At 34.9% G+C, this 25,658-nt stretch carries 23 protein-coding genes and 1 tRNA gene; 12 read left to right on the forward strand and 12 right to left on the reverse strand.

The window, feature by feature from the left end:
• Positions 1-121 precede the first annotated feature (121 nt).
• Genes R1X58_RS07350 through R1X58_RS07365 form a run of 4 tightly spaced genes read right to left on the reverse strand, consistent with a single transcriptional unit; the run spans position 122 to position 6,755 of the window.
• Positions 122-3,589, reverse strand: a complete 3,468-nt coding sequence (locus tag R1X58_RS07350; RefSeq protein WP_240575178.1) for an efflux RND transporter permease subunit — start codon at positions 3,587-3,589, stop codon at positions 122-124.
• Between the two features lie 12 nt (positions 3,590-3,601).
• Positions 3,602-4,774, reverse strand: coding sequence for an efflux RND transporter periplasmic adaptor subunit (locus R1X58_RS07355; RefSeq protein ID WP_240575179.1), 1,173 nt, complete (start codon positions 4,772-4,774; stop codon positions 3,602-3,604).
• Between the two features lie 27 nt (positions 4,775-4,801).
• Complete coding sequence (locus R1X58_RS07360) at positions 4,802-6,148, reverse strand: TolC family protein (RefSeq protein ID WP_240575180.1); 1,347 nt, start codon at positions 6,146-6,148, stop codon at positions 4,802-4,804.
• Position 6,149: 1 nt separating this feature from the next.
• Positions 6,150-6,755 (reverse strand): TetR/AcrR family transcriptional regulator, encoded by a 606-nt coding sequence (locus R1X58_RS07365; protein ID WP_240575181.1) that lies wholly within the window; start codon positions 6,753-6,755, stop codon positions 6,150-6,152.
• A 123-nt stretch (positions 6,756-6,878) separates the two neighbouring features.
• Between R1X58_RS07365 and R1X58_RS07370 the strand changes: the two genes are divergently transcribed.
• Together R1X58_RS07370 and R1X58_RS07375 are read left to right on the forward strand one after the other, a co-directional pair.
• The gene (locus R1X58_RS07370; protein WP_240575182.1) at positions 6,879-7,853 is read left to right on the forward strand and encodes a polyprenyl synthetase family protein; all 975 of its coding nucleotides are present in this window, start codon (positions 6,879-6,881) and stop codon (positions 7,851-7,853) included.
• Complete coding sequence (locus tag R1X58_RS07375; RefSeq protein ID WP_240575183.1) at positions 7,853-8,203, forward strand: hypothetical protein; 351 nt, start codon at positions 7,853-7,855, stop codon at positions 8,201-8,203. The genes R1X58_RS07370 and R1X58_RS07375 overlap by 1 nt, the downstream gene beginning before the upstream one ends.
• 41 nt (positions 8,204-8,244) lie before the next feature.
• Here R1X58_RS07375 and R1X58_RS07380 read toward each other — a convergent pair whose 3' ends face one another.
• The 4 genes from R1X58_RS07380 to R1X58_RS07395 form a co-directional block, all read right to left on the reverse strand.
• Complete coding sequence (locus R1X58_RS07380; protein ID WP_240575184.1) at positions 8,245-10,245, reverse strand: TonB-dependent receptor plug domain-containing protein; 2,001 nt, start codon at positions 10,243-10,245, stop codon at positions 8,245-8,247.
• A gap of 62 nt (positions 10,246-10,307) precedes the next feature.
• Positions 10,308-11,150 carry a hypothetical protein gene (locus R1X58_RS07385; protein ID WP_240575185.1) on the reverse strand — a complete coding sequence of 281 codons (843 nt, stop codon included), beginning with the start codon at positions 11,148-11,150 and terminating at the stop codon, positions 10,308-10,310.
• Between the two features lie 141 nt (positions 11,151-11,291).
• A complete protein-coding gene (locus tag R1X58_RS07390) occupies positions 11,292-11,675 on the reverse strand; it encodes a hypothetical protein (RefSeq protein ID WP_240575186.1) in 384 nt (127 codons plus the stop codon).
• A 92-nt stretch (positions 11,676-11,767) separates the two neighbouring features.
• Positions 11,768-12,289 (reverse strand): alpha-ketoglutarate decarboxylase, encoded by a 522-nt coding sequence (locus tag R1X58_RS07395; RefSeq protein WP_240575187.1) that lies wholly within the window; start codon positions 12,287-12,289, stop codon positions 11,768-11,770.
• Positions 12,290-12,452: 163 nt separating this feature from the next.
• Here R1X58_RS07395 and R1X58_RS07400 point away from each other — a divergent pair, with 163 nt between their 5' ends.
• Together R1X58_RS07400 and odhB are read left to right on the forward strand one after the other, a co-directional pair.
• The gene (locus R1X58_RS07400; RefSeq protein WP_240575188.1) at positions 12,453-15,194 is read left to right on the forward strand and encodes a 2-oxoglutarate dehydrogenase E1 component; all 2,742 of its coding nucleotides are present in this window, start codon (positions 12,453-12,455) and stop codon (positions 15,192-15,194) included.
• Between the two features lie 40 nt (positions 15,195-15,234).
• A complete protein-coding gene (gene odhB / locus R1X58_RS07405) occupies positions 15,235-16,446 on the forward strand; it encodes a 2-oxoglutarate dehydrogenase complex dihydrolipoyllysine-residue succinyltransferase (protein ID WP_240575189.1) in 1,212 nt (403 codons plus the stop codon).
• A 628-nt stretch (positions 16,447-17,074) separates the two neighbouring features.
• Here the strand turns inward: odhB and R1X58_RS07410 are convergent.
• On the reverse strand, positions 17,075-17,707 hold the full coding sequence (locus R1X58_RS07410; protein ID WP_240575190.1) for a response regulator transcription factor: 633 nt from the start codon (positions 17,705-17,707) through the stop codon (positions 17,075-17,077).
• 48 nt (positions 17,708-17,755) lie between these two features.
• Positions 17,756-18,205 carry a retropepsin-like aspartic protease gene (locus R1X58_RS07415; RefSeq protein ID WP_240575191.1) on the reverse strand — a complete coding sequence of 150 codons (450 nt, stop codon included), beginning with the start codon at positions 18,203-18,205 and terminating at the stop codon, positions 17,756-17,758.
• Between the two features lie 148 nt (positions 18,206-18,353).
• Here R1X58_RS07415 and R1X58_RS07420 point away from each other — a divergent pair, with 148 nt between their 5' ends.
• The 8 genes from R1X58_RS07420 (at position 18,354) to R1X58_RS07455 (ending at position 23,544) form a co-directional block, all read left to right on the forward strand.
• Entirely contained in the window at positions 18,354-19,121 is a 768-nt protein-coding gene (locus R1X58_RS07420; protein WP_240575192.1) for a TatD family hydrolase, read from the forward strand.
• A gap of 18 nt (positions 19,122-19,139) precedes the next feature.
• Complete coding sequence (locus R1X58_RS07425; protein WP_240575193.1) at positions 19,140-20,171, forward strand: asparaginase; 1,032 nt, start codon at positions 19,140-19,142, stop codon at positions 20,169-20,171.
• A gap of 80 nt (positions 20,172-20,251) precedes the next feature.
• Positions 20,252-20,339: transfer RNA gene (locus R1X58_RS07430), tRNA-Ser, on the forward strand.
• A 72-nt stretch (positions 20,340-20,411) separates the two neighbouring features.
• A complete protein-coding gene (locus R1X58_RS07435; RefSeq protein WP_240575194.1) occupies positions 20,412-21,185 on the forward strand; it encodes a MotA/TolQ/ExbB proton channel family protein in 774 nt (257 codons plus the stop codon).
• A 21-nt stretch (positions 21,186-21,206) separates the two neighbouring features.
• A complete protein-coding gene (locus tag R1X58_RS07440) occupies positions 21,207-21,629 on the forward strand; it encodes a hypothetical protein (protein WP_240575195.1) in 423 nt (140 codons plus the stop codon).
• 11 nt (positions 21,630-21,640) lie between these two features.
• The gene (locus R1X58_RS07445) at positions 21,641-22,231 is read left to right on the forward strand and encodes an ExbD/TolR family protein (protein ID WP_240575196.1); all 591 of its coding nucleotides are present in this window, start codon (positions 21,641-21,643) and stop codon (positions 22,229-22,231) included.
• A 17-nt stretch (positions 22,232-22,248) separates the two neighbouring features.
• A complete protein-coding gene (locus R1X58_RS07450; protein WP_240575197.1) occupies positions 22,249-22,725 on the forward strand; it encodes an ExbD/TolR family protein in 477 nt (158 codons plus the stop codon).
• Between the two features lie 123 nt (positions 22,726-22,848).
• Positions 22,849-23,544 (forward strand): porin family protein, encoded by a 696-nt coding sequence (locus R1X58_RS07455; protein ID WP_240575198.1) that lies wholly within the window; start codon positions 22,849-22,851, stop codon positions 23,542-23,544.
• Here R1X58_RS07455 and R1X58_RS07460 read toward each other — a convergent pair.
• Both R1X58_RS07460 and rpoN read right to left on the reverse strand, forming a co-directional pair.
• Complete coding sequence (locus R1X58_RS07460; protein WP_240575199.1) at positions 23,539-24,147, reverse strand: hypothetical protein; 609 nt, start codon at positions 24,145-24,147, stop codon at positions 23,539-23,541. The genes R1X58_RS07455 and R1X58_RS07460 overlap by 6 nt on opposite strands.
• Complete coding sequence (gene rpoN, locus R1X58_RS07465) at positions 24,144-25,604, reverse strand: RNA polymerase factor sigma-54 (protein ID WP_240575200.1); 1,461 nt, start codon at positions 25,602-25,604, stop codon at positions 24,144-24,146. The genes R1X58_RS07460 and rpoN overlap by 4 nt, the downstream gene beginning before the upstream one ends.
• Positions 25,605-25,658: the final 54 nt, after the last annotated feature.

The following is a 25,658-nucleotide window of genomic DNA, read 5'->3' on the forward strand; positions in this document are numbered from 1 at the left end:
CAACAAAAAAAGCCCTGACATTTGTCAGGGCTTTTCTGCTATTAATTAAGGCTTAAAGATAAAGCGTTAACTAATCTTCAATTTGAGTGTTAGTCACCACAGTAAATTGCTCTTCAATATTTTATGAACGCATTTTTGAACGATACCACATTTTAAGCTTCATACTTAAGAAGAATAAAACAGGTACGACAATCAACGTTAAGAAGGTTGCTATAAATAATCCGTAGATTACGGTCCATGCTAATGGACCCCAGAATACCACGTTATCACCACCAATATATATGTTCGGATCAAGTTCGCCGAATAAGGTAAAGAAGTTAATATTTAACCCTATGGCTAACGGCACTAAACCTAAAATGGTTGTGATTGCCGTTAATAATACTGGGCGTAAACGGGCTTTACCTGCTTTAACGATGCTTTCATATAAATCTTCAGTACCTAAGTATTCTTTGCGATCGATATCCAAATCATGCTTTCTTCGGTCAATTAAAAGCTGAGCATAATCGAGGAGTACCACCCCGTTATTAACCACAATTCCCGCCAGCGAGATGATTCCCACCATGGTCATCATAATTACGAATGGTTTTGCTGTGATTACTAGTCCACCAAATACACCAATAAAACTTAAGAAAATAGCCAACATAATAATAGCTGGTTTTGAAACTGAGTTAAACTGGAAAATTAAGATGAAAAAGATTAAACCAAGACCGGTAAAGAACGCACCAACAAGGAATTTCATTTGTTTGTTTTGTTCTTCAATTTGTCCTGTATAATCTATTTTAATGCCATTAGGAAGACCTTCGTAGCTCTTCATTTCATTTTGAATTTGAGCAACAATAGCACCTGCATCGGTAAATCCTGGTGATAATGCCGAATATACAGTTACCACACGTTTAGTGTCGATATGTTTAATGGCACTAAATCCAGAAGTGTTTTCATGACTTGCCACTGCAGAAAGTGGAATTTCTTTAAGCTGACCTGTGTTTGTTCTAAACGTAATATTCTGATTGAATAGGGCACTTGTATTATATCTGTTGGCTTCGTTAAAACGTACATAAATATCGTAGTCGTCGCCATCTTCTTTATAGATACCTGCCTTAGATCCAAATATAGAGTTACGTAATTGTTGTCCTATTTGCGCAGCACTAATGCCTAATTCACCGGCTTTTTTCCTGTCGATAGTAACTTTCATTGATGGCTTATCTTTATTTACATCAATTTTAAGTTCGTCGATACCAGGAATATTTTTTCCGTTAATAAACTGGCGCATATTCTCGGCAGTTGCGATTAATTCATTGTAATCATCACCTTCAATTTCAATGTTAATCGGGGCTCCGGCAGGTGGTCCCTTGGCGTCTTTTTCAACCGAAATTAGAACTCCTGGATAAACACCAACTAAGCTTTCCTGTACTTTTTGACGTAATAATTCACTGTCTGCTCCACGACGGTATTTGTATTCGCGCATGGAAGCTGTGATTTTTGCTTTATGAGGCATTTCGGCAGCCGAACCACCATCGGTTTGTGGGTTTCCGGCACCTTCACCAACTTGAGAAACAGCGCTTTCTACTAAGAAATTGTAATCGCCATCTTTATATTGATTATCATCTAAAACCTTATAAACACGATTTTCAATTTCCTTGGTTATGGCATTGGTTTTTTCAATTGCTGTACCCTGCGGATATTCAATGTAAACAATGATTTGATTTGGTCTGTTATCTGGGAAGAACTCCACTTTTGTGCGCTGTGCTTTTAACGACATTCCAAATGCTATGAATGAAATGATTAATAAGGAGAATGTACCAATACTAATAATATATGGCATTTTTCCTGAAAGCGCCCAACGCAATTGTTTTTCATATAAACGCTCCAGTTTTACCAAGGTGTGATTTTGGAAATGGTTGGCGGCTTTACGTAAAAACAAACGGTAAATCCAAAGTAATCCAACTGTTACAATCATTAAGGTTCCTAAACCTCGATAAGCACCACCGGTAAAGACCACTATTAAACCAAGAACTAACATTATAATCGACATTCTTATAATGCGTTTTAAAGGCATGTCTTTATCTTCAATAGTCATGAATTCTGATACCATTACCGAGTTAAAGAAAATGGCAACAAATAATGAAGATCCTAATACAACCGATAGTGTAATAGGTAAAATCATCATGAACTCACCCATAATTCCCGGCCATAATCCTAACGGAATAAAGGCGGCTACGGTTGTTGCTGTAGAAATGATAATAGGGAACGCAATTTCACCAATACCTTCTTTGGCAGCACGCATTCGGCTCATGCCTTCTTCGTCCATTAAACGGTAAACGTTTTCAACAACCACAATACCGTTGTCTACCAGCATACCAAGCCCCATGATTAATCCGAAAAGTACCATAGTATTTAAACTATATCCCAATCCGTTAAGAATCATAATAGACATAAACATCGACATCGGGATGGCAAAACCAACGAAAATGGCATTCTTAAATCCTAAGAAGAACATTAACACAGTAACTACTAAAAGTACCCCGAAAATAATGTTGTTTACTAAATCGTCTACCTGACCAATAGTTTTTTCAGACTGGTCGTTTGTTATCGTTACTTTTAAGTCTGCTGGAAAAACATTTTCAACGGCATCTTTAACAATAACCTGAATTTGTTCTGAAGCCGCAACCATGTTTTTACCAGCACGTTTTTTAACGTCCAGCATCACTACAGGAGCACCAAATTCTCTGGCGAAGGTGGTTTTGTCTTCTTCTTTAAATTTTACTACGGCTACATCTTTTAAGTAAATGGCATGACCATTTTCAGATTTAACAACGAAGTTTTCAAGCTCTGAGGGTTTTTCAATTTCACCAATAATACGAATGGTTCTTCGTTGTCCGCTGGCTTTTAAATTACCTGCAGACATGGTCATGTTTCCGTTGTTAATAGTATTGATAATATCGCTGAAGGTTACTTTGGCAGCCATCATTTTATAAATGTCTACGGCAACTTCAACCTCTTTTTCCTGAGCACCACGAATATCAGCTTTTTTAATTTCAGCTAAATCTTCAATTTCATCCTGTAAATGCTCGGCGTATTCTTTTAATTTTTCAATAGGATAATCGCCGGAAATATTAATGTTAAGAATTGGCATTTCTTCCGAAAGGCTCAACTCAAAAACATCCGGTTCTACTTTCGCACCATTAAAAGTAGGCCAGTCTTCGCTTGAGGTTTCCTGATCTATCTCGTCTTTTACCTTTTGTTTGGCGGCTTCAACCGAAATATTTTCGTCGAATTCTACCATTAACATACCGTAATCTTCCTGAGATGTTGAGGTAATTTCAACCACATTACTTACGGTTTTTAAGCGGTCTTCCAGAGGATCGGTAATTAATTTTTCTATGTCTTCGGCTGTATTTCCGGGGAAAACAGAACTGACGTAAATTTTAGTTTCATTAACTTCAGGGAAGCTTTCTCGCGGCATATCGAAAAAGGCCGCAACTCCTAAATAGAAAATGACAAGAATAAGCACGTACATCGTGGTCTTATTGTCTATCGCCCATGAAGAAAAACCAAATTCTTTATAGATGCTTTTTTTGTTTTTTGACATTACGTGTTTGGTTTAGTAGTTAATGATTTCAACTGTTTGTCCGTCTTTAACGCTACGTGCACCTTCCTGAACAATTTCAGTTCCGTTCTCTATACCACTTAAAACCTCAATAACATCGCCTTGTGTTTTGCCGGTAGTAATAATAACACGGTTTGCTACGCCAATATTTTTATCGTTTTTATCTGAGATAACGTAAACATATTGTTCGCCATTTGCATTCTCTGAAATGATACTTTGTGGAATTAATAAGGCGTTTTCGTTAGTATAATCGTTAATTTTTAGTCTTGCCGTTAAGTTAGGCTTGATAGACTTGTCCTTATTTGGAATACCAACTTCCACTTTAAACGTACGGTTGTTTGGGTTGATATAATCTCCGGCCTGACGTACTTTAGTCTCAATGGTTGTTCCTAAAATAGGAAAGTCTACAATAACGTTTTTACCTTTGGTAACATCGGCAATATAACGTTCCGGAATATCGGTTTCAATATACATATCGTCAAGGTTAACCAAACGCATTAATTGCGTTTGCCCGGCTGCTACAACACTTCCCTGTTCTGTAATAACATCGTCAATAGTTCCTGAGAATGGTGCTCTTACTGTAGTTTTTGCGATTTGTTGCTCTAATTGGCTTACCGCTTCTTCCTGAGATTCGTAAGTTGATTTAGCTTGTAAATACTGAATTTCACTACCAATGTTTTGTTCCCATAAACGCATTTGGCGTTCGAAAGTGGTCTTAGCCAAATCGGCTTGAATTTTAAGCTGTGCTAATTGCTGACTTAAACCGCCATCATCAATTTTTGCTAACAGTTGCCCTTTGCTTACTTTTTGTCCTTCCTTAACGTAAACGTTAGTTAAAATACCGTTATATTCTGGCGTGATGACTAATAAATTTTTAGTAGTCACGTTACCTTGAATTTCTAATGTATGATTAAAAACTTCGGTCTCGGCCTTAAAAGCTGTAATTAGAGGGACGTGTTTTACCGTGTCTAATTTTGAAATAGCTTCGTCTAAAAGTTTAATTTTTGAATTTATAGTTTCCTGATCGTTAACAAGCTCGGCACGTTTTGCACGAATGGTTGTTAGGTTGTTGCTCTCTAAAACTTTTTCAACAGAGTTTCTTTTCTTTTCGCCTCCACAAGAGACCAATAGAATACTTACGATGAATAATGAATATATCTGTTTCATTTGAAATTGAAATTTTCTTTTGATTGATTAATTTATTTGAACTGTATTTAGGATGGTTTCTAACTCTGCTTTGGTGTTAATAACGTCTAGCATGGCTTGAAGAAACTCTTGTTGTGCGTTGTATAACTGCGTTTGTGCCTGGCGTAAATCGAAACTTGAACCAATACCTTCAAAAAATTTGGTTTGGTTTTTACTTTCAATACGCTCGGCAAGATTTAGGTTTAGTTTTTTATTTTCATAATCTTCAATAGCGAACTGGTATTCACTTTTAGCCGATGCGATTTGAAGTTTTAATTGTTGTTCGGTTTCCTTTAAATCGTTTTCTGCTTTTTCAAGATCGATTTTTACACGCGCTGTGGCAGCAGTTCTTCCTAAAGAACTAAAAATAGGAATGTTTAAACTTACTCCAAACAACGAAGTTCCAAACCATTCCTGGTCTTTACTTAAAAAATTAAAACTATTTGAAAATCCCGAATATCCGCCGTTTAAAAAGGCGTTAAGTGTTGGCATGGCTTTACTTTTTTCTAATTTCAAAAGTAATTCCTGTGACACTTTTGAATTTTCAGCAATTTTATAATCAATGTTGTTTTCTACATTTTCTTCAGTGCTTAATAACGATAAACTAATGTTTTGAGCCGTTAGCATTTCCAGCTTGTCACTTAATGTAGTTTTAGCGTTAATATCAATGCCTAAAGTAATGTTTAGCATTTGGTAAGCTAAGACCTTTAAACGCTCTGTTTTGTTTAGATTACTCATTAAGCCGGAAAGGGTAATTTGTAATTGCTCTACACTTTCTTCCTCTTCCAAACCATTTTCAAACATTTTAGAAGTGTCGTTAACATTATCCTCTAAAATTTTACGGTCTTTGTTTAAAAGTATTAAACTTTCTTCTGCTAATAGCACATTTCCGTAAGCGTTAATAACGGCTTTTCTAATTTCTAAATCCGTTTTTTGTTTGGCATTTTTAGAAATATCTAAATATACTTTAGCTGATTGTAAACCTACAATATACGACCCGTCAAATATTTTTTGAGTGATGGTTGCTGTGGCTGTCATGTTTTGTTTTGTTCCAAAAACAACTTCTTCAAACTCGCCAGGGTTACCTCCAAAAGCTTCTGCTGGAATTAAAGAGACCTGTTGTTTTAAGAAATTTTGATAATCTACGGAAGCGCTTAATTGTGGCAAACCGGTAGCTGTGGTTTCCCATTTTTGTTTTTCCGCAGCATCAATATCCTTAGCAGCGTTTATGGCTGTTCTATTGTTTTCAATGGCAAAATTAATAGCTTCCTCTAAACTAAAGGAATACGACTGTTCTTGTGAAAACATCGATATAGAAAGCAATAGACTAAATAATAGTATAAGACTTTGTTTCATTTTATGATTGATTGTTGTTTAAATATTCAGTTAAATGTTCTAGCCCTTTTGGGGTGCATATACCTCGTAAATGATATTCCAAATAGTTGTTCATTAAGGTGTGCATCGAAAAATTATTTAAAGGAAATAGTTCTTTATCCTTTAAAGACATCATACTGTTGAAATAGATTTTCGAAATGAACTCTTTATTAATGGTGTCTCGGTATAACCCCATTTGAACACCACGATCTAAGTTGCTAATCACACATTCACCCATAACGCAAGATTGTTTTTTCATTAAATCGGCGTAAATCTTCGGGTAGTACTTTTGAAGCTGAAATTGAGGTGATGATTTCTCATCTTTTAAATGCTTCATAACAAAACGCTTTATTTCGTAAAGTTCTTCAATCGGTGATTTGTCCTGCAGAATGATTTCATTAATACCTGTTTGTATGGTGTGATACATATACAAGGTAGTGGCTTCTACAAGATCGTTTTTGTTTTCGAAATATTGATAAAGTGTTTTTTTCGACATGCCAAGGGCATTGGCAAGTTCGTCCATCGTCACACTCTTAAACCCATAGTTTAAGAATAATTCTGCAGCTGTTTTTAAAATATCATCTTTCATAAGTAGCACAAAACTAAGCTAAGAAACTTTAAAAACAAAAAAAGTTTCCTCAGTTTTAACAGTTTTTTAATATTGCATTAAATTGGGTTGCATTAGTTAGGGCAATTACTTTATTTTTGTTCCATGCAAAACGTACTATTTTATCAAGACGCTGTAACGTCGTACTTAGAAGGGTTTACTAAAGAAAGAGAACCTGTTTCTTTATACAATCCGATAAATTATATTTTACAATTGGGAGGCAAGCGTTTGCGTCCGGTGTTAACATTAATGACTGCTGAAGCCTTTAATGTTGATTATAAAAAGGCTTTAGACGCAGCTTTGAGTATTGAGGTGTTTCATAACTTCTCTTTGGTACACGACGATATTATGGACGATGCGCCCTTAAGACGCGGACAAGAAACAGTACATGAAAAATGGGATGTAAACACCGGGATTTTATCGGGCGATGCGATGCTGATTATGGCTTATCAGTTGTTCGAGAATTACGAACCAACGGTGTTTCAGGCTTTGGCAAAATTGTTTAGCAAAACGGCACTTGAGGTTTGTGAAGGTCAGCAGTACGATGTCGATTTCGAGATTCGCGATGATGTAACGATTCCGGAGTATTTAAAAATGATTGAATACAAAACAGCTGTTTTGGTTGGAGCAGCCATGCAAATGGGAGCCATTGTGGCAAAAGCTTCAGAAGAAGATCAAAAAGGGATTTACGAATTTGGAAGAAACCTTGGAATTGCCTTCCAGTTGCAGGATGATTATTTAGATGCGTTTGGCGACCCTAAAACCTTTGGAAAACAGGTAGGAGGTGATATAATTGAGAACAAAAAAACGTATTTGTATATTAAAGCGGTAGAGTTTGCTTCCAAAGAGAACAAGTTAGAATTGCAGCATTTATTTAGTTTAAGTCCGAGTGATCCTTCAGATAAAATAGAAACAGCAAAAAACATATTTTTGTCGAGTGGAGCTGCTGAAGCAACGAGAGCTGAAATTGAAAATTATACCAATAAAGCGTTTGAAGTATTAGAAACTTTGAATATTTCTGAAAAGAATAAGGACATATTAAAAGCATTTGGTTCAAGTTTAATGAATAGAAACGTATAATGCAGTTGCCATCAACGTTTGAAGATTTAATATCTGAAGCTAACAATTTAGACTTGTATAGTAAATTAGTAGTGCAGTTAAATAAAGACTTTTTACTGGCGAATATCGATTTAGATTTTGATGAAGCTATTTTACCTTCCAGTTTAAAATTGATGTTGCACGAGACGATTTATAAACTCATTCAGGAAAAATTTGCTGATTATTTAAATTTGCTATACATCATTGATGTGTCTGAAAAACAAGTGAAAGAGCTTGATGGGAGTGATGTTTTAAAACTCTCTGAAGATGTTGCGTTTTTGGTATTAAAACGTGAATGGCAAAAGGTTTGGTTTAGACATAAATATCAATAACATAAAAAAACACCCTCTATATAGAGGGTGTTTTTTTATGTTTAATTGAAAACGAAAGATGTGTTAATATAAAAATTGCGTCCTTGTCTGGCTATATTATTCCAGTTGGCGTAGGTTGAATAGTAAGTATCTAAAATGTTTTCAACACCATATTTTAAAACCAGTTTGGTGCTTTTTAAATAATACATGTTTGCAAAGTTTAAATTCAGAACACCGTAAGAAGGTGTTTCATTTTCTCCATAAAAACTGCTGTAATTACTTTGGTTTCCGTTGGCTTCTAATTGTAAAGCCGTATTAAAGTGTGACGTTGTATAGGTTACTTCAGCTAAATAGGATAATGGTTTTATAAGCGGAAGCGGTTCCCCGTTACTTCCTGTTCCGTAGTTATAACCAATTGAAGAATTTACCGAAAACTGCTGACTCAACTGGTAACTTGTGTTTAGATATACATCGAAAATAGAAGCGTCATCTAAAGCTGTGTATAATTTTACGCCATTCGCACCAATGGTCATTGGGCTTAAGCTGGAATCGATTTCACCAATAATATAATCCTTAATAAGAAAATAGGAAGATTCTAAGCCTATTTTAAAATTATCGGTATGATAATTAGCTTTTATATTGGCTTCGAAAGCTTTTTCGTTTTTCATATTCGGATTTCCAATATAATCGAAATTGTCAAAACTATTATAAAGGAAAAACCCGTAACCTTCACTAACCGAAGGTGCACGCTCTCCATAACCTAAGCCAAAAGATAGATGATAATTTTTCTTGTGCAGATTGTAATTTGAAGCCACCGACGTTAAGAATCGGTTTTTAGAATTGGTTAAATCCGCATAGAAAATTTTTAAACTTTCAACGCCTTCATCTTTTGCAATAGTGTTATTGTGAAACCCGAAGCGAATAGATGTGTTTATCGATTCTGAATCATTTAAAGTGTAATTATCTTTAACAAATAAACCACTGTAACCTGTTCTAATGTCTGGCCAGGTATACATAAACATACTCGGTTGATTGGAGTCGTTCGGGTACATGGTCATTTCGGCTAAGGAGCGGTTGTAGAATCCGTTGATGTTGAAACTTAATTGATGTTTATTTTCAACTATTTTTAGTTTACTGTAAAAACCATAAGTATCACTCCATCCGGGCATATCCATACGAATGGGTACATCAGGACGTTTAGAGTCGTCCATAATATGAGTGATGGTGTTAAAATACAGTTTAGTTTCCCAAGATTTTATGTAGCTGAGGTTGCTCTTGTAATTATGCGATAACGATGTTATAAAAGCTTCGGCTAACGATACATCCATAGGTAGCGCTGGGTAGCCAATATCTGTGGCTTTGTCGTAAATAATATTAGCATCCAGACTGTGGTTGTCCGATAGTTTGTAGCCCGCTTGAGTCGACAGATTGTATTTTTCAAATTGTGAAAACAGAACTTCGGTATTATTTCCGGCGTCGTAATTATCAGATTTTCGGTAAATACCATCCGTATTTAGGTAAAACTTTTTGGTTGAATATTCCAGTTCTAAACCTCCGGTTTTGTAGTTGCCATTGGTTTCGTAGCCTAAATCGATACTTGACCTTAATCCCGAATGATTAAATTTAGATTTCGGTAATTGCAAATCGATAGCGCCACCAATATTATGACCATTTTCAGTGCCTTCCTGTCCTGAATGCACAGCTACTTGTTTCAGATTTGAGACATCTACATACGAAGTTATTGGATCCATTTTATCGGTGCATGCACCAAAAATCTGCATCCCGTCAATAGTTACATTCAGGCGTTCGCTTGTCATGTTATTTAAAGCCGGTTCCCAGGCGTAGTTACCACGTTTTATCATGGTTATTCTGTTCGATTTTTCTAAGTAATCGTCAATACTCGATAAGGTTTTTTCTTGACGGTAATTACTCAGGTCTTGGGTGCCAATAACTATAATTTCATTTAACAGCGTGGTATCTTTTTTTGTAATGACATGTGTTTCTTGTCCAAAGGACATACCACTGAAAATTATGCCCAAAATGAGAACAATATGTTTTTTCATTTTGTATCTATATTAAAGAACAGTATCGTATTAAAATATAACACGATACTGTTGCTAGAGTTTTAAAATTCTAATTCCAGATATAAACTACTCTGAGTATTTGTTTCGGTAACGTCTTCACCTTTTAAAATGATGTTTTCGGAATCAATCAATTTTAAGTTTAAAACCCAGTATCCTGTCATGGTTAACGATAAATTGGCGTGATACATATTATCAATGCTGTTGAATGATAAATCGGTGTTATTTGGTGAACTGTGATTACCCATGCCAGGCATTCTCGGGTCTAAAGTTAAAGTGTAGTTTTCAACCATAGGAAAAGACATCATGGTTTCCATATTGTAAAGACCAACAACTAAATTGTTAATGCCAATTATTGGATTGCTTGGTTCAATTAGGGCTACAACATAACGTTTACCATCACTTCCCATAAAGCTACTCACATTTTGTAATTCATTTTGTAAAACGGTAATGGTATCGGTAACGGTATACTCAACATCATCAATGGTGTAATTGATAGTTAATGACCAGCCAGAGCCATCGGTGTTGGTCATTTGGTAAATAATATAACCTTCATAAAGTGTTTCTTTATCAGAAGCTTTTGAGACCTCAGATTTTGGACACGAATGCTGCATGGTTGGCATTTGCATAACAGGCATCCAGTCTATTGAAGCGTTTTCAATATAGCTTTTTGTTGCGTTATCAATAATTCGAACACTTATGGTATTGTAGCCAGTATAGAATTGGCCAGATGTTGTATAAAGTTCAATAGTATGTGTGTCGTTTGATAGGTTTTGAACTTTAATTAGATTATCCAATTCGTTAACTATGTTGTCGTCATTATCGGTTGAACAACTAACAGAGAATATAGTAATAAAGATTAAGGGTATTATATGTGTAAGTTTCATTTTTTTGTAATTCAATTTCGTGTATAGCCATTTGCATAAAGCGTTTAGGCAATATGTTTTTTGTTTTGATTTTCGCGTAAGCAATTGCTCTAATACATCGTGAATGGATGAATTAGAAGTCAGGAATCTATTAAATAAGAATTACAAAAAATTGGGTGGAGGGGTGTCTACAGTAAGAGTATTTTCGTAAACTATAGGTGTTTTATAAAACAGCTTGTGTTTAGCTGTTAATTGAATTGTATTTTGGTGGTCGATAGTGTTGATGTTAGAAATGTAAAAGGCATCTAACATCATACGTTTGTTTTCCTGCTGAGGAATGTTTTTATCTGGTCCAGTTTCGTTTTTAGCCAGTTGTTTTTGCAAATGACATTTACCGTTACAACCCTGCTGGTTGTCTTTTTGAATACAAAGTGTTTTTGCGATAAAATCCTGATTAGCAACAAAGTCGACCATAATCAACAAGGTGTTGATGTTGTGCGCTAATAGAATGACAATTAGAACGAATGCGGTTATTTTTTGACTCAAGGTTTTTATCACGCCGCAAAAGTAGTGATAAAAGCATATTTAAATGTCACAAACATTACATTTATGAAACATTTTAATTTTAGTCAAAGGATTTAAAAATAGACTCTCACAAAAGGCGCCCACGGATCGGCATAAATACTTTTGTTTCTATCGTAAAGTACATCGTAACGAATGCCGAAGGTAACATTTCGGTTTCTATACCCAGCACCTAAAAACAAGGCAGGATACCAATAGCTGTCATCTCGGAATATATTATTGTCGTATTTCCTGCTTACATAAAGTTCTTCAAATTCAGCAGACATTTGTATGGAATTAACAGGACTATATAAACCTATTAAACTACCTCCAAAAATGGTCGATTTATAAAAGTCCTTACTTCGATTATAAGTGCCGTTTAACCCCACGCCCATAGCAAAATTATTATTAAACTCATAAAGTGCACTTGGGGCTAATGTTCCGCTAAAAAAGCCGTTTCCAAAACTTAAGCCTATGCCGCCTCCAAATCTTACGTGTTTCCAGAAATCACTTTCTGATTGTTGTGCAATTAAAATGTTAAAACTCCAAAGAGTTGCTAATAAAAGAGGTAGAGTCTTTTTATTTATTAAAGTAATCATACTTAGTTCTTTAAAATATGTCAACAAAATAAAGTAAAAATTTAATTTTTAATTATAAGCGTGTTAGGGTAATCATAAATATAGCAAAATAAACATCTAATATTCGCAAAAGTTGTATTTTTGCCGGTAAATTTGACTAATTGATAGTGAATTAAATATTATAATGGATAAATATTCCTTTTTAAACGCAGCGCATACAGCTTACTTTGCTGATTTATACGATCAATATTTAGAGAACCCAGACGCCGTAGAACCAAGTTGGAGAGCCTTTTTTCAAGGGTACGATTTTGGAAGTGAAAACTATGGTTTAGAAGGAGAGATTGTTGAAGGTGTTTCGGCGCAAATGCCAGAATATCTTCAAAAAGAGTTTCAGGTTTTAAAACTTATTGATGGGTATAGAATGCGTGGGCACTTGTTTACTAAAACAAACCCAGTGCGTGACAGAAGATCTTACTCGCCTACTTTAGAAATTGAAAATTTTGGTTTATCCGCAAACGATTTAGATACCGTTTTTAATGCAGGTGAAGTTTTAGGTATTGGTGCAAAACCATTACGTGAAATTTTAGTGCATTTAGATAAAATCTATTGCAGTTCTATTGGGGTAGAGTATATGTACCTGCGTAATCCAGAGGTGATTGCGTGGTGGCAAGGTAAATTAAATTTAAATGATAATCAGCCAACATTTGATACAGAAAAGAAAAAGTATATTCTTTCTAAATTAAATCAGGCGGTAACGTTTGAGAACTTTTTACAAACTAAATATGTTGGACAAAAGCGTTTCTCTCTTGAAGGAGGGGAGTCTTTAATTCCTGCAATTAGTAACGTGTTATTTTATGCTGTAGAAAAGTATGGTGTAAAAGAATGTGTTCTTGGTATGGCACACCGTGGACGTTTAAGTACCCTGGTGAATATCTTTAGAAAACCAATGCATGAGTTATTCAGTGAGTTTGATGGTAAAGATTTCGAAGATGTTGATATCGATGGAGATGTTAAGTATCACCTAGGATTGACCTTAGATAAAACCTACCAAAACGGTAAAAATATTAAAATGAACTTAGTGCCAAACCCATCGCACTTAGAGACCGTTGCGTCTGTTGCTGAAGGGATTACCCGCGCTAAGATTGATAACGATTACGATGGTGATGATTCTAAAATCATTCCTATTGTAGTTCATGGGGATGCGGCTATCGCAGGACAAGGTATTGTTTATGAGGTGGCGCAAATGAGTCAGCTTGCAGGTTACAAAACTGGAGGAACTGTTCATATTGTGGTTAACAACCAGATTGGATTTACAACTAACTATTTAGATGCACGTTCTAGTACCTATTGTACCGATGTTGCTAAAGTTACTTTATCGCCGGTATTACATGTTAATGCTGACGATGCTGAAGCTGTAGTACATGCTGTAGAGTTAGCTTTAGATTATAGAATGCGTTATAAAAAAGACGTTTATATCGATTTATTAGGGTATAGAAAATATGGTCATAACGAAGGTGATGAGCCACGTTTTACACAGCCTAAATTATATAAAGCTATTGCGAAACACGATAACCCGTTTGATCTTTATTCAAATAAGTTAATTGCTGAAAACACGATTGATGCTGCTTATAAAAAAGGTATTGTTGATGAATTTAAAGATACTCTGGAGTCTGAATATACCAAGGCAAGAGAATCTGATTCTTCGAAAGTAAGAGAGTTTATGCAAGAGCGTTGGCAAGGTTTCGAGCGTTCTGAATTAGATGGTATGTTAGTGCCAACGGATACGACTTATGCTAAAGAACGCTTGGAAGGTATTTCTAAAGTAGTTTCAACTGTTCCGGAAGGTGTTAAGTTTGTTCGTAAAGCAGAACGTATTTTAGATGGTCGTGCCAAAATGGTATTTGAAGCTGATGCTTTAGACTGGGGTATGGCTGAAACTTTAGCTTACGGAAGTTTACTTGAAGAAGGTTTCAATGTGCGTATTTCAGGTCAGGATGTTGAGCGTGGAACTTTCAGTCACCGACACGCGATTTTACGTGATGAGATTTCTGAAGATCGTATCAATCTATTAAATACAAATCCTGAAAATAAAGGAGAGATGTATATCTACAACTCTTTCTTATCAGAGTACGGGGTATTAGGTTTCGATTACGGTTATGCTATGGCTAACCCGAATACCTTAACTATTTGGGAAGCACAGTTTGGTGATTTCAGTAATGGAGCGCAAATTATTTTCGACCAGTATTTATCGGCTGCTGAAGATAAATGGAAAGCGCAAAATGGTATTGTGGTGTTATTACCTCACGGTTACGAAGGTCAGGGGTCTGAGCACTCTTCGGCAAGAATGGAGCGTTATTTACAGTTATGTGGAGATGATAATATGATTGTTGCAGACTGTACAACACCTGCAAACTTCTTCCACTTGTTACGTCGTCAAATGAAACGTAATTTCAGAAAACCATTAATTGTTTTCACTCCTAAGAGTTTATTACGTCATCCTAAAGCGATTTCAAGTATTAATGAGTTAGCTTCTGGAACATTTCAGGAAGTTATTGATGATACCGTAAATCCTGATAATGTTAAGAAATTAGTATTCTGTACCGGTAAATTCTACTACGATTTATTAGCAGAACGCGAAGAGTTAGGAAGAGAAGATGTGGCATTAGTTCGTATCGAGCAGTTATTCCCACTTCATTTAGATAAGATTCAGGAAGTTATTAACCGTTATCCAAATGTTTCAGAATATGCATGGGCACAGGAAGAGCCTAAAAACATGGGAGCTTGGACGCACATGACACAACGTATGGAGCTGGTTAAGTTAGCATGCTATTCTAGACCTTACAATTCGGTACCAGCACCAGGATCAAGTACACGTGATAAAAAGAGACAGCGCAACGTTATCAATGCTGTTTTCGATAATAACTAGTTATATAAAAAGTATAAAATTCAATTAAAATTATAAGATAATGATTTTAGAAATGAAAGTGCCTTCGCCAGGGGAATCCATTACAGAAGTGGAAATTGCAACATGGCTGGTAGAAGACGGTGATTATGTAGAAAAAGACCAGGCTATTGCTGAGGTTGATAGTGACAAAGCAACATTAGAGTTGCCTGCTGAAGTAAGCGGAACTATTACCCTTAAAGCTGAAGAAGGTGATGCTGTTGCCGTAGGTGCAGTAGTATGTTTAATCGATACCAGTGCAGCTAAACCAGAAGGTGGTGAGGCTCCTAAAGCTGAAGCTAAAGTAGAAGCTCCTAAAGCGGACACTCCAGCTCCTGCAGCAGCTGAAACTAAAACCTATGCAACAGGGTCGGCAAGTCCTGCTGCTAAAAAGATTTTAGCTGAGAAAGGTATTGAAGCAGCTTCAGTTTCTGGAACAGGAAAAGATGGTCGTGTAACTAAAGAAGATGCTGTTAAAGCAGTGCCTTCTATGGGAACACCTTCAGGTGGAAACCGAGGTACTTCAAGAACTAAAATGTCTATGTTACGTCGTAAAGTAGCAGAGCGTTTAGTTGAAGCTAAAAATACAACAGCGATGTTAACAACGTTTAACGAAGTTAACATGACGCCTATATTCGAATTAAGAAACGAGTATAAAGATGCCTTTAAAAACAAACATGGTGTTGGTTTAGGGTTTATGAGTTTCTTTACATTGGCTGTAGTTAGAGCATTGAAAATGTATCCTGCAGTAAACTCAATGATTGACGATAAAGAAATGATCTCTTACGATTTTTGTGATATTAGTATCGCTGTTTCAGGACCAAAAGGATTAATGGTTCCTGTTATTCGTAACGCTGAAAACTTAAGTTTCAGAGGTGTGGAATCTGAAGTTAAACGTTTAGCTTTACGTGCTCGTGATGGACAAATTACGGTTGATGAAATGACAGGTGGTACATTTACTATTACAAACGGTGGTGTATTTGGAAGTATGTTATCTACGCCAATTATTAACCCTCCACAAAGTGGTATCTTAGGAATGCACAACATCATCGAGCGTCCTATCGCTGTAAATGGTAAAGTTGAAATTCACCCAATGATGTACGTAGCATTATCTTACGACCATAGAATTATTGATGGTAAAGAGAGTGTTGGTTTCTTAGTTGCTGTAAAAGAAGGTATCGAGAACCCTGTTGAGTTATTAATGAATAACGACATTAAAAAAGCATTAGAATTATAATTCAAGAGCTTTTCTAAATAAAATAAAAAAGTACTAGTGTTTCGCTAGTACTTTTTTTATTTAACTAAAAAACTAACTAAAATAAAACTAAAACGTTTATTGCGATTACAATGACTACCAATGTAGCTAAGCCAATAACAAAGTATTTGTTTATATAATCGTTTTCCTTTTCCATTTTTGGAGACATTTTGTGATTAATGGTGTCTGATTTAAAAACGCTGTATGTAAGGACACAGCTTTTATATATACTTCCCTCTAAAGAGACTGATTAATAGCATTATAAAATTAAGGAGTAATTGTGAGAAAAAAAATACGCAGTTCTACTTATTTTTTGTTTCAAATGTAAGATGGCTAAAACAAAAGAAGCTCCAAACAATAAAGTCCAGAGCCTCCTGTATAATCCTCCCTAAGAATTAATTAATAGCAATGTAAAGGTAAGTAGTGTTTTGCATAAAAAAAATACGCAGTTCTACTTATTTTTTGTTTCAAATGAAAGATGGCTAAAACAAAAGAAGCTCCAAACAATAAAGTCCAGAGCCTCCTGTATAATCCTCCCTAAGAATTAATTAATAGCAATGTAAAGGTAAGCAGTGTTTTGCATAAAAAAAATACGCAGTTCTACTTATTTTTAAAGGAATGCTTTGTGGTTATTTGCCCAGATTCCTAAAGATGTAGGTTTGTCGTCAAGTTCCAGTTTATTAATGGCGTTGCTTCTGTGTTTATCTACTGTTCTCACAGATATAGATAATTCGTTTGCAATATCCTGACTGGTTTTGTTTTCGGCAACCAATTTTACAATTTTTAATTCCGATTTGGTAAGTAAATCTAAATTCTTAGGTCTGTTACTATGATTGTTTATGTTTAGATAAGAAGCTATTTCTTCACTAAAATAGGGTTCCCCTTTTATTACATGCGAAATGCAGATTTCTATTTCTTCAACAGCAAATTCCTTTAAAATATAGCCGTATACGTTGAATTCTTTGGCTTGATCAAAGAGTTCTTCTTCCTTATCAAAAGTTATTAGAATAACTTTTGTGGGAAGGCTGTTCTTTTTACAGGCTTCAGCTACCTCTAAACCTGTTTTGTACGGCATTCTTATATCTAAAATCGCAATTTCAGGTTTTAGCTTTACAATAAGATTGTAAGCGGCATTACCATCTTGCGCGCTTCCAACGATATCAAATCCTTTGGAAGTTAAGAAATCAGACATACCTCTAAGCATAAGAGGGTGGTCATCTGCAATAACAATAGATGGCTTCATTTAATGAAAGGGAGTATTTTCTGCTATTAGTTTTGTACAGTAAATATACTAATTTTCTAACTTTAGGTATATGTATTTCTTTTCATAATCTATTATAGCCTTCGATTTTTTTAAAATATCGGCGCCAATAATGCCGTCAACCGGTTTTGAGTTATGATTAATTAAAGCGGTATTGACATGACTAAGATTAAAAAGGACTAAAACCACCTTGTTTTGTTTCCATTTGCCAATCTTTAATTTATTCTTTTTAGACATTTTAGTTTCCATGTTTATGGCACCGGCACCCGCCGCCATAATTTCAGAATCTTTTACCTTAAGGTTAAAAGTGTTAATGGCTTCAAAGCCAACACAGGAATTTGATGCTCCGGTATCCAGAATAAAACGGCCTTTTACTCCGTTTAAGATGGCTTTTATTTCAAAGTGATTGGTTTTTGTAAAGCGTAACTTTACTTTCGTGTATCCTTTATCAAGAAGAAAATGACCTAATGTATCTTCCATAGTAATTTATTATGGTTTAAAAGTAGTATAAATAGTGTGATACTAGAGTTAAAAAAATATAAAATTGAATGTATTCCAAATGTACTTTTAAAACTAAAATTATCTAAAAGACAGCTATTAAAAGTCTTTACTTTTTTATTTTTACCGCATGATAATTACCGATACACATACACATTTATATAGTGAAGCTTTTGAAGAAGATAGACATGAGATGATTAATCGTGCGATTGATCTTGGCATTTCTCGTTTTTTTATTCCTGCTATCGATTCGACCTATACCGAATCGATGTTACAACTTGAAAAGGATTTTCCGGAGCATATGTTTTTAATGACAGGTTTACACCCAACACATGTTCAGGAGAATTATAAAGCAGAATTAAAACATGTTGAAGACATGTTGGCTGCCAGGCATTTTTATGCGGTAGGTGAAATAGGAATTGATTTGTATTGGGATAAGAGCACTTTAGAGATTCAGAAAATTGCCTTTAAATATCAAATTCAATTGGCGAAACAATATAAATTACCAATCGTTATCCATTGTCGTGAAGCATTTGATGAAATTTTTGAAGTTTTAGAAGAAGAAAAAGGAGATGATTTATTTGGTGTTTTTCATTGTTTTACCGGAACTTTAGAACAAGCACATAAAGCTATATACTATAATATGAAGCTGGGCATTGGTGGTGTTGCAACATTTAAGAATGGAAAAATTGATCAGTTTTTAAATGAAATCGATTTAAAGCATATTGTTTTAGAAACCGATGCACCTTACTTGTCGCCAACTCCATATAGAGGGAAACGAAATGAAAGTTCCTATATCATTAAGGTGTTAGAAAAATTGTCTTCCTTATATAATAGGAGTGAAGAAGATATTGCGAACATAACTACACAGAACTCCAAAGACGTATTTGGTATATAATTTAAAGTCTTCAATAGAATGAGTCCATCAAAACCAAACATATTACTTATTTACACAGGAGGTACCATTGGTATGGTTAAAGATGCCAAAACAGGAACCTTAAAAGCGTTTAACTTTAAAAACCTGTTGAAGCAAATACCGGAGTTACAATTATTAGATTGTAACATCGATACAGTGTCGTTTGATGAACCGATTGATTCCAGTAATATGAATCCGGCTTACTGGGTGCAAATAGCTGAAATAATAGAAGTTCATTATGAGGCGTTTGATGGTTTCGTGGTTTTACATGGAAGTGATACCATGAGCTATACAGCTTCAGCTTTAAGTTTTATGCTTGAAAATTTAGCAAAACCTGTTGTGTTTACAGGATCGCAATTACCTATTGGAGATCTGCGTACCGATGCCAAGGAGAATTTAATCACCTCTATTCAGGTAGCTTCACTTCAGGACAAGGGAAAAGCAGTTATAAAAGAGGTGTGTTTATATTTTGAATATAAACTTTACCGTGCCAATCGAACAACAAAAATAAATGCCGAGCATTTTCAGGCGTTTACATCTTTTAATTATCCTGCCTTAGCAGAATCAGGTGTGCACTTAAAAGTTAATTATGAATATTTATACCAGCCAAGTCTGAAAAAAGGCTTTCAGGTGAACAAAAATTTAGATACCAATATTGCTTTAATTAAGGTGTTTCCAGGAATGTCTTCCAAAGTTTTTCAGAATATTTTAAATACTGAAGACCTAAAGGCAGTAATTATAGAGACTTATGGTGCAGGAAATGCCACAACCGAAGATTGGTTTTTAAATAGTATAAAAGAAGCTATCAATAAAGGGATACATATTGTTAATATTACTCAGTGTGCAGGAGGAAGTGTCATGATGGGACATTACGAAACTAGTAATGAGCTGAAAAATATAGGTGTTATATCAGGTAAAGACCTGACGACTGAAGCTGCGTTAAGTAAATTAATGTACATGTTAGGGCAAAATGTTTCGAGTAAAGTATTCAAAACAGCCTACGAAACACAATTAAGAGGAGAAATGACCTAAAATTAACGGTTAAAATTTTAAGGTTCAAAGAATTTTTCGTTATTTGACCCCCCGAAAAAAGTGCTTTAAAAAAAAATTACAGAGAGGTGGCCGAGTGGTCGAAGGCGCACGCCTGGAAAGTGTGTATACGCCAAAAGCGTATCGAGGGTTCGAATCCCTTTCTCTCTGCTGAAATATGTTTTTAAATTGTATTTTTTTTATATCTTTAACACTTTAACTAATAAAATTAAGATCTAGAACATGAAAAGATTATTTTCTATCCTTGCCATTACTGGAATGATGGCTTTTGGAACTGTTAATGCAACTACAAATGCAAGCACAACTGCAGTTACTACAACTGTAACAACTACACAAGATGATGCTGCTGATGCTCCTGCTGAAGAGCTTACGTTTCATCAAGAATTAAAAAAGAGATTTATTGAAGGGGGTCCAGGATTCATGGGGATCGTACTTTTGTGTTTAATCTTAGGTTTAGCAATTGCTATCGAGAGAATTATCTTTTTAAATCTTTCAACTACAAATACTAAAAAATTAACTCAAGAAGTAGAAGATGCTCTTAACTCAGGTGGAGTAGAAGCTGCTAAAGAAGTTTGTAGAAATACTAAAGGGCCTATCGCTTCTATTTACTACCAAGGTTTAGATAGAACAGATGAAGGTTTAGACGCTGTTGAGAAAGCTGTTGTAGCTTACGGTGGTGTTCAAATGGGACAATTAGAGAAAAACGTTTCTTGGATTTCATTATTTATCGCATTAGCACCGATGTTAGGATTCATGGGTACGGTAATTGGTATGATTCAGGCATTCGATAAAATTGAGGCAGCTGGTGATATGCAACCTTCTCTTGTAGCAGGTGGTATTAAAGTAGCACTTTTAACAACAGTATTCGGTCTTGTTGTAGCGATGATTCTTCAAGTATTCTACAACTACATTATTGCTAAGATTGATAGTATCGTTAACTCTATGGAAGATGCTTCTATTACGTTAATGGATCTATTAATCAGAAACAAAAAGTAATAATAAAACAAAACTCGAATTATGAAATTACATACAATTCTTAAATATATAGCGTATGCTCTGGGTATCGTTGGTGCTATCTTAGCACTAATGATTATGACCTCAGACTCTGAAGGGCTAATAGATAACATTCTTTATGTTACTTATATCGTGCTTTTCATTGTATTGGCATTAATCGTTATATACGTTGTAAAAGGTCTGTTCGCAGGCAACATTAAAAAGACCTTATTAACTGTAGGTTTATTTTTTGCTGTAATCTTAATCTCTTACGGAATTTCTTCTGGTACAGATTTAGATTTAGCTCAGTTTAACGCAAAAGGATTAGGTATTACCGAAGCAATCTCTAAAAATGTAGGTGCTGGTTTAATAGCTTTCTATATCCTTTCAGTTACTGCTATTGGAGCAACATTGCTTTCAACAGTTAAAAAATTATTACACAAATAAAAAAATAAGATATGGCAAAAAGAGCAGCTCCAGAAGTAAATGCAGGCTCCATGGCCGACATCGCGTTTTTACTGTTAATATTTTTCTTAGTAACAACTACTATTGAAACAGATGCAGGAATCAACCGTAAGTTACCACCTATGGAAGATGAAAACGTTCAGCCTCCAACAATTAAAAAGAAGAACATCTTTGAAGTTTTATTAAATGGAAAAGATCAGTTACTTGTAGAAGATGAATTAATGGAAATTAAAGATCTTAGACAGGCTGCTATAGAGTTCTTAGATAATGGTGGAGATGGTTCTTGTAGTTACTGTAACGGTAAAAAAGATTCGGAATCATCGGATAATCCAGATAAAGCAATTATTTCGTTAAAGAATGAGCGTGAAACTACTTATAAAACATATATCGCAGTACAAAATGAATTAGTAGCTGCATACAATGTTTTAAGAGATCGTAGAGCAAAATCGCAGTACGGAATGACATTTGCTGAAATGGAAGCTAATTATGATGATGTAAATTGGCCAGGAAATAAAACTAAATTGAAGGAACAAATTGAGCAGATAAAAGTAGATTATCCTCAAAAGCTTTCAGAAGTACAATAATTAAAATTTAACATTTTATGGCTAAATTTAATAAGAAAAAAAGCGGCGATATGCCGGCAATATCTACAGCATCGCTGCCCGATATTGTATTCATGTTATTATTCTTCTTTATGGTTGCGACCGTAATGAGGCAAAATACATTAATGGTTGAAAATAATTTGCCATTTGCTGATCAGGTTGAAAAGTTAGATAAGAAAGATTTGGTAATGTATATTTATGCAGGTAAACCAAGTGAAAATTATACTAAGCAATTTGGTACAGCGGCTAAAATTCAGCTAAATGATAAATTTGCCGATGTTAGCGAGATCGCTGCCTTTATTGCAGCCGAGCGCGCATCAAAAAGAGAAGAGTTGGTTCCATTCTTATCAACTGCTTTAAAAGTAGATAAAGATGCAAACATGGGACTAATAATGGATATTAAGAAGGAATTGCGTAAAGTAAATGCGCTAAAAATTAATTATACTACTAAAAAAGGTAGTGTAACAGGCGAATAGATTTTAATTCTTAATTTTATATTTAAAAGCGTTTTGAGACATCAAAACGCTTTTATTTTTTATAGGGTTAGAATTAATTATAAATTTATAGCTCGTTAAGTATTGAGTCTAAATCTGGTTTTAATGAGAAGCAAAATATGTTTTGTTATTTTATGGATTGCAGGGGTCTATCAAGTGATGGCCCAAAACGGCATTGAAAAGGTTGTAGATTCGCTTTATAAGGAAGATCAGTTTTATATTGGCATAACTTATAACATGTTTGGTAATCGGCCTGTAGACCTCTCTCAAAATGGGTTTTCTAATGGTATTCACCTTGGGATTATAAAAGACATGCCTTTAAACAAACGGAGAAACGTTGCTTTAGGTCTGGGTTTAGGCTATTCAGCAAATTCATTTTACCATAATTTACATATCAGTCAGGATGATAATCAGGTAACTACGTATAATCTCATTTTAGAAAGTGATACCTACACCAAAAATAAATTCTCTAATCATCTTGTTGAAATGCCTTTTGAGTTTCGATGGCGAACTTCTACACCCGAAGAATATAAATTCTGGCGTATTTATACAGGATTTAAACTAGGTTATATTTTTAGAAACCGAGTAAAGTACAGGGGAGATTTAGGAGATGTTCGTTATACTAATGTAAAAGGATTTGAAAAGTTTCAGTATGGCTTCACTGTAAGTTTTGGTTACAATACCTGGAACGCTTACATGTATTATGCCTTGTCTCCAATTTTTTCTAAAGAGAATCAAATTAACGGACAAACCATAGACATGAACAACATTAAAATAGGACTTATGTTCTATGTGTTATAACCAATAATTCACTAAAAGTAATTGAGGTAGGATACCTACAAAAAGGCCTAAAATTAACTCTAAATACGTATGGGCATTTACATGTAATCTTGAAGTAGCGATTGCTCCTGTTATAATGCTCATTAAAGCTAAAGTTCCGTTTATGTTTATGCTAAAATGAATACTTAAAGCTATAAAGAACATAAACAATCCAGAGATACCCATCATATGAATACTGGCTTTAAACTTAAATACAGCAAGCATTAAACAGGTCATTGAGGAGATTAAAATACCTAAAAAGAAATAGTAAAGCTCAACAATTTGATTTGGCGTTAAAATACGCTGAAGAATAACGATTACAACAATACAGTTTAATGCTAAGGGTAATATGCGTTCCTGTGCTGTTGGCATGTAAATAGATTTTACTTTGCCCAATGTTTTCAACAAAAAGTACAGTAAGATCGGGAGAATAATAGTTAGAATAGAAAGCGAAACTAACTTGGCCTGGATGATTTCCTGAGGAATAAAACGCGGTGATTTTGAAAAGTAGAAAATAACACCAAGAAGTGGCATTATTAACGGATGAAAAACAAACGAAATACTTTTTAAAATCTTATTCATCATATCTTTTTACGTAATCGGGCAACAGGAATGTCAAGTTGCTCTCGGTATTTTGCAACCGTACGTCTGGCAATAGGATAACCTTTTTCTTTTAAAATAGTGGCTAAGGTTTCGTCGGTTAGGGGCTTTTTCTTGTTTTCTTCTTCAATGACCGTTTCTAAAATCTTTTTAATTTCTCGAGTAGAAACATCTTCACCCTGATCATTTTTCATTGCTTCAGAGAAGAAATCCTTGATTAGTTTTGTTCCGTAAGGGGTGTCGACATATTTGCTATTAGCAACTCTTGAAACCGTTGAAACATCCATATTAATCTCGTCGGCAATATCTTTAAGAATCATCGGTTTTAAATTGCGCTCATCACCAGTTAAAAAGTATTCTTCTTGGTAATGCATAATCGCACTCATCGTCACAAACAAAGTCTGCTGACGTTGTTTAATGGCTTCAATAAACCATTTGGCAGCATCTAATTTTTGTTTGATGAAGATTACTGCGTCTTTTTGAGATTGCGACTTTTCTTTAGACTCTTTATAGCCTTTTAGCATGTCGTTATACCCTCTTGAAACATGAAGTTCTGGAGCATTTCGACCGTTAAGGGTAAGCTCCAGTTCACCATCAACAATTCTAATGGCAAAATCAGGAACCACATGTTCTACAATGCGGTTATTACCAGCGTAAGATCCTCCGGGTTTTGGGTTTAGATGCTCGATTTCATGAATGGCGTCTTTGAGTTGTATTTCGGTAACATCAAATTTTTGTAATAATTTATCGTAATGTTTTTTCGTAAATAATTCGAAAGCATTATCGATAATATCAATAGCCAATTCGGTATCGGGAGTTTTATCCTTGCGGTGTAATTGAATGCTTAAACACTCTTGCAGGTTTCGGGCTCCAACACCCGAAGGATCTAACTGGTGAACAATTTTTAATACTTTATTTATTTTCTCTTCGGTAGTATAAACGTTTTGGGTAAATGCCAAATCGTCCATAATATCGGTTAGAGAACGACGAATATATCCGCTTTCATCAACGCTGCCAACTAAAAATTCGGCAATCTCTCGTTCTTCGTCGTCTAATCTGTAGGTGTTAAGCTGACTAATTAAGTGTTGGGTGAATGAGGTTCCAGCAGCATATGGCATGCTTTTTTCTTCATCGTCGCTGCTGTAATTATTGGCCTGCATGCGATAATCGGGAATCTCATCGTCACTTAAGTATTCATCAACATTAATATCATCGTTTCCAATGGTTTCATTGTCGTTGTATTCATCGTTTGAATTGTCGAAATCGCTATCAAAGTCAGAATCCATAGATTCTTTACCACTATCTAAAGCAGGATTTTCTTCCAGTTCCTGTTTTATACGTTGCTCGAAAGCTTGTGTAGGCAACTGTATCAATTTCATCAATTGAATTTGTTGCGGCGATAGCTTTTGCGATAATTTAAATTGTAAATGTTGCTTGAGCATACTGTGATTTGGTAAAAGATAAAAGTAAAAAAACTTTTACTGATGTGTAACCAT

The organism is Aestuariibaculum lutulentum, from assembly GCF_032926325.1.
In the GTDB taxonomy this organism is placed as follows: domain Bacteria; phylum Bacteroidota; class Bacteroidia; order Flavobacteriales; family Flavobacteriaceae; genus Aestuariibaculum; species Aestuariibaculum lutulentum.

Bases quoted from the DNA above. Each gene is read 5' to 3' on its own strand.
- R1X58_RS07350 (WP_240575178.1), bottom strand. From the start codon at position 3,589: ATGTCAAAAAACAAAAAAAGCATCTATAAAGAATTTGGTTTTTCTTCA.
- R1X58_RS07355 (WP_240575179.1), bottom strand. From the start codon at position 4,774: ATGAAACAGATATATTCATTATTCATCGTAAGTATTCTATTGGTCTCT.
- R1X58_RS07360 (WP_240575180.1), bottom strand. From the start codon at position 6,148: ATGAAACAAAGTCTTATACTATTATTTAGTCTATTGCTTTCTATATCG.
- R1X58_RS07365 (WP_240575181.1), bottom strand. From the start codon at position 6,755: ATGAAAGATGATATTTTAAAAACAGCTGCAGAATTATTCTTAAACTAT.
- R1X58_RS07370 (WP_240575182.1), top strand. From the start codon at position 6,879: ATGCAAAACGTACTATTTTATCAAGACGCTGTAACGTCGTACTTAGAA.
- R1X58_RS07375 (WP_240575183.1), top strand. From the start codon at position 7,853: ATGCAGTTGCCATCAACGTTTGAAGATTTAATATCTGAAGCTAACAAT.
- R1X58_RS07380 (WP_240575184.1), bottom strand. From the start codon at position 10,245: ATGAAAAAACATATTGTTCTCATTTTGGGCATAATTTTCAGTGGTATG.
- R1X58_RS07385 (WP_240575185.1), bottom strand. From the start codon at position 11,150: ATGAAACTTACACATATAATACCCTTAATCTTTATTACTATATTCTCT.
- R1X58_RS07395 (WP_240575187.1), bottom strand. From the start codon at position 12,289: ATGATTACTTTAATAAATAAAAAGACTCTACCTCTTTTATTAGCAACT.
- R1X58_RS07400 (WP_240575188.1), top strand. From the start codon at position 12,453: ATGGATAAATATTCCTTTTTAAACGCAGCGCATACAGCTTACTTTGCT.
- odhB (WP_240575189.1), top strand. From the start codon at position 15,235: ATGATTTTAGAAATGAAAGTGCCTTCGCCAGGGGAATCCATTACAGAA.
- R1X58_RS07410 (WP_240575190.1), bottom strand. From the start codon at position 17,707: ATGAAGCCATCTATTGTTATTGCAGATGACCACCCTCTTATGCTTAGA.
- R1X58_RS07415 (WP_240575191.1), bottom strand. From the start codon at position 18,205: ATGGAAGATACATTAGGTCATTTTCTTCTTGATAAAGGATACACGAAA.
- R1X58_RS07420 (WP_240575192.1), top strand. From the start codon at position 18,354: ATGATAATTACCGATACACATACACATTTATATAGTGAAGCTTTTGAA.
- R1X58_RS07425 (WP_240575193.1), top strand. From the start codon at position 19,140: ATGAGTCCATCAAAACCAAACATATTACTTATTTACACAGGAGGTACC.
- R1X58_RS07435 (WP_240575194.1), top strand. From the start codon at position 20,412: ATGAAAAGATTATTTTCTATCCTTGCCATTACTGGAATGATGGCTTTT.
- R1X58_RS07440 (WP_240575195.1), top strand. From the start codon at position 21,207: ATGAAATTACATACAATTCTTAAATATATAGCGTATGCTCTGGGTATC.
- R1X58_RS07445 (WP_240575196.1), top strand. From the start codon at position 21,641: ATGGCAAAAAGAGCAGCTCCAGAAGTAAATGCAGGCTCCATGGCCGAC.
- R1X58_RS07450 (WP_240575197.1), top strand. From the start codon at position 22,249: ATGGCTAAATTTAATAAGAAAAAAAGCGGCGATATGCCGGCAATATCT.
- R1X58_RS07455 (WP_240575198.1), top strand. From the start codon at position 22,849: ATGAGAAGCAAAATATGTTTTGTTATTTTATGGATTGCAGGGGTCTAT.
- R1X58_RS07460 (WP_240575199.1), bottom strand. From the start codon at position 24,147: ATGATGAATAAGATTTTAAAAAGTATTTCGTTTGTTTTTCATCCGTTA.
- rpoN (WP_240575200.1), bottom strand. From the start codon at position 25,604: ATGCTCAAGCAACATTTACAATTTAAATTATCGCAAAAGCTATCGCCG.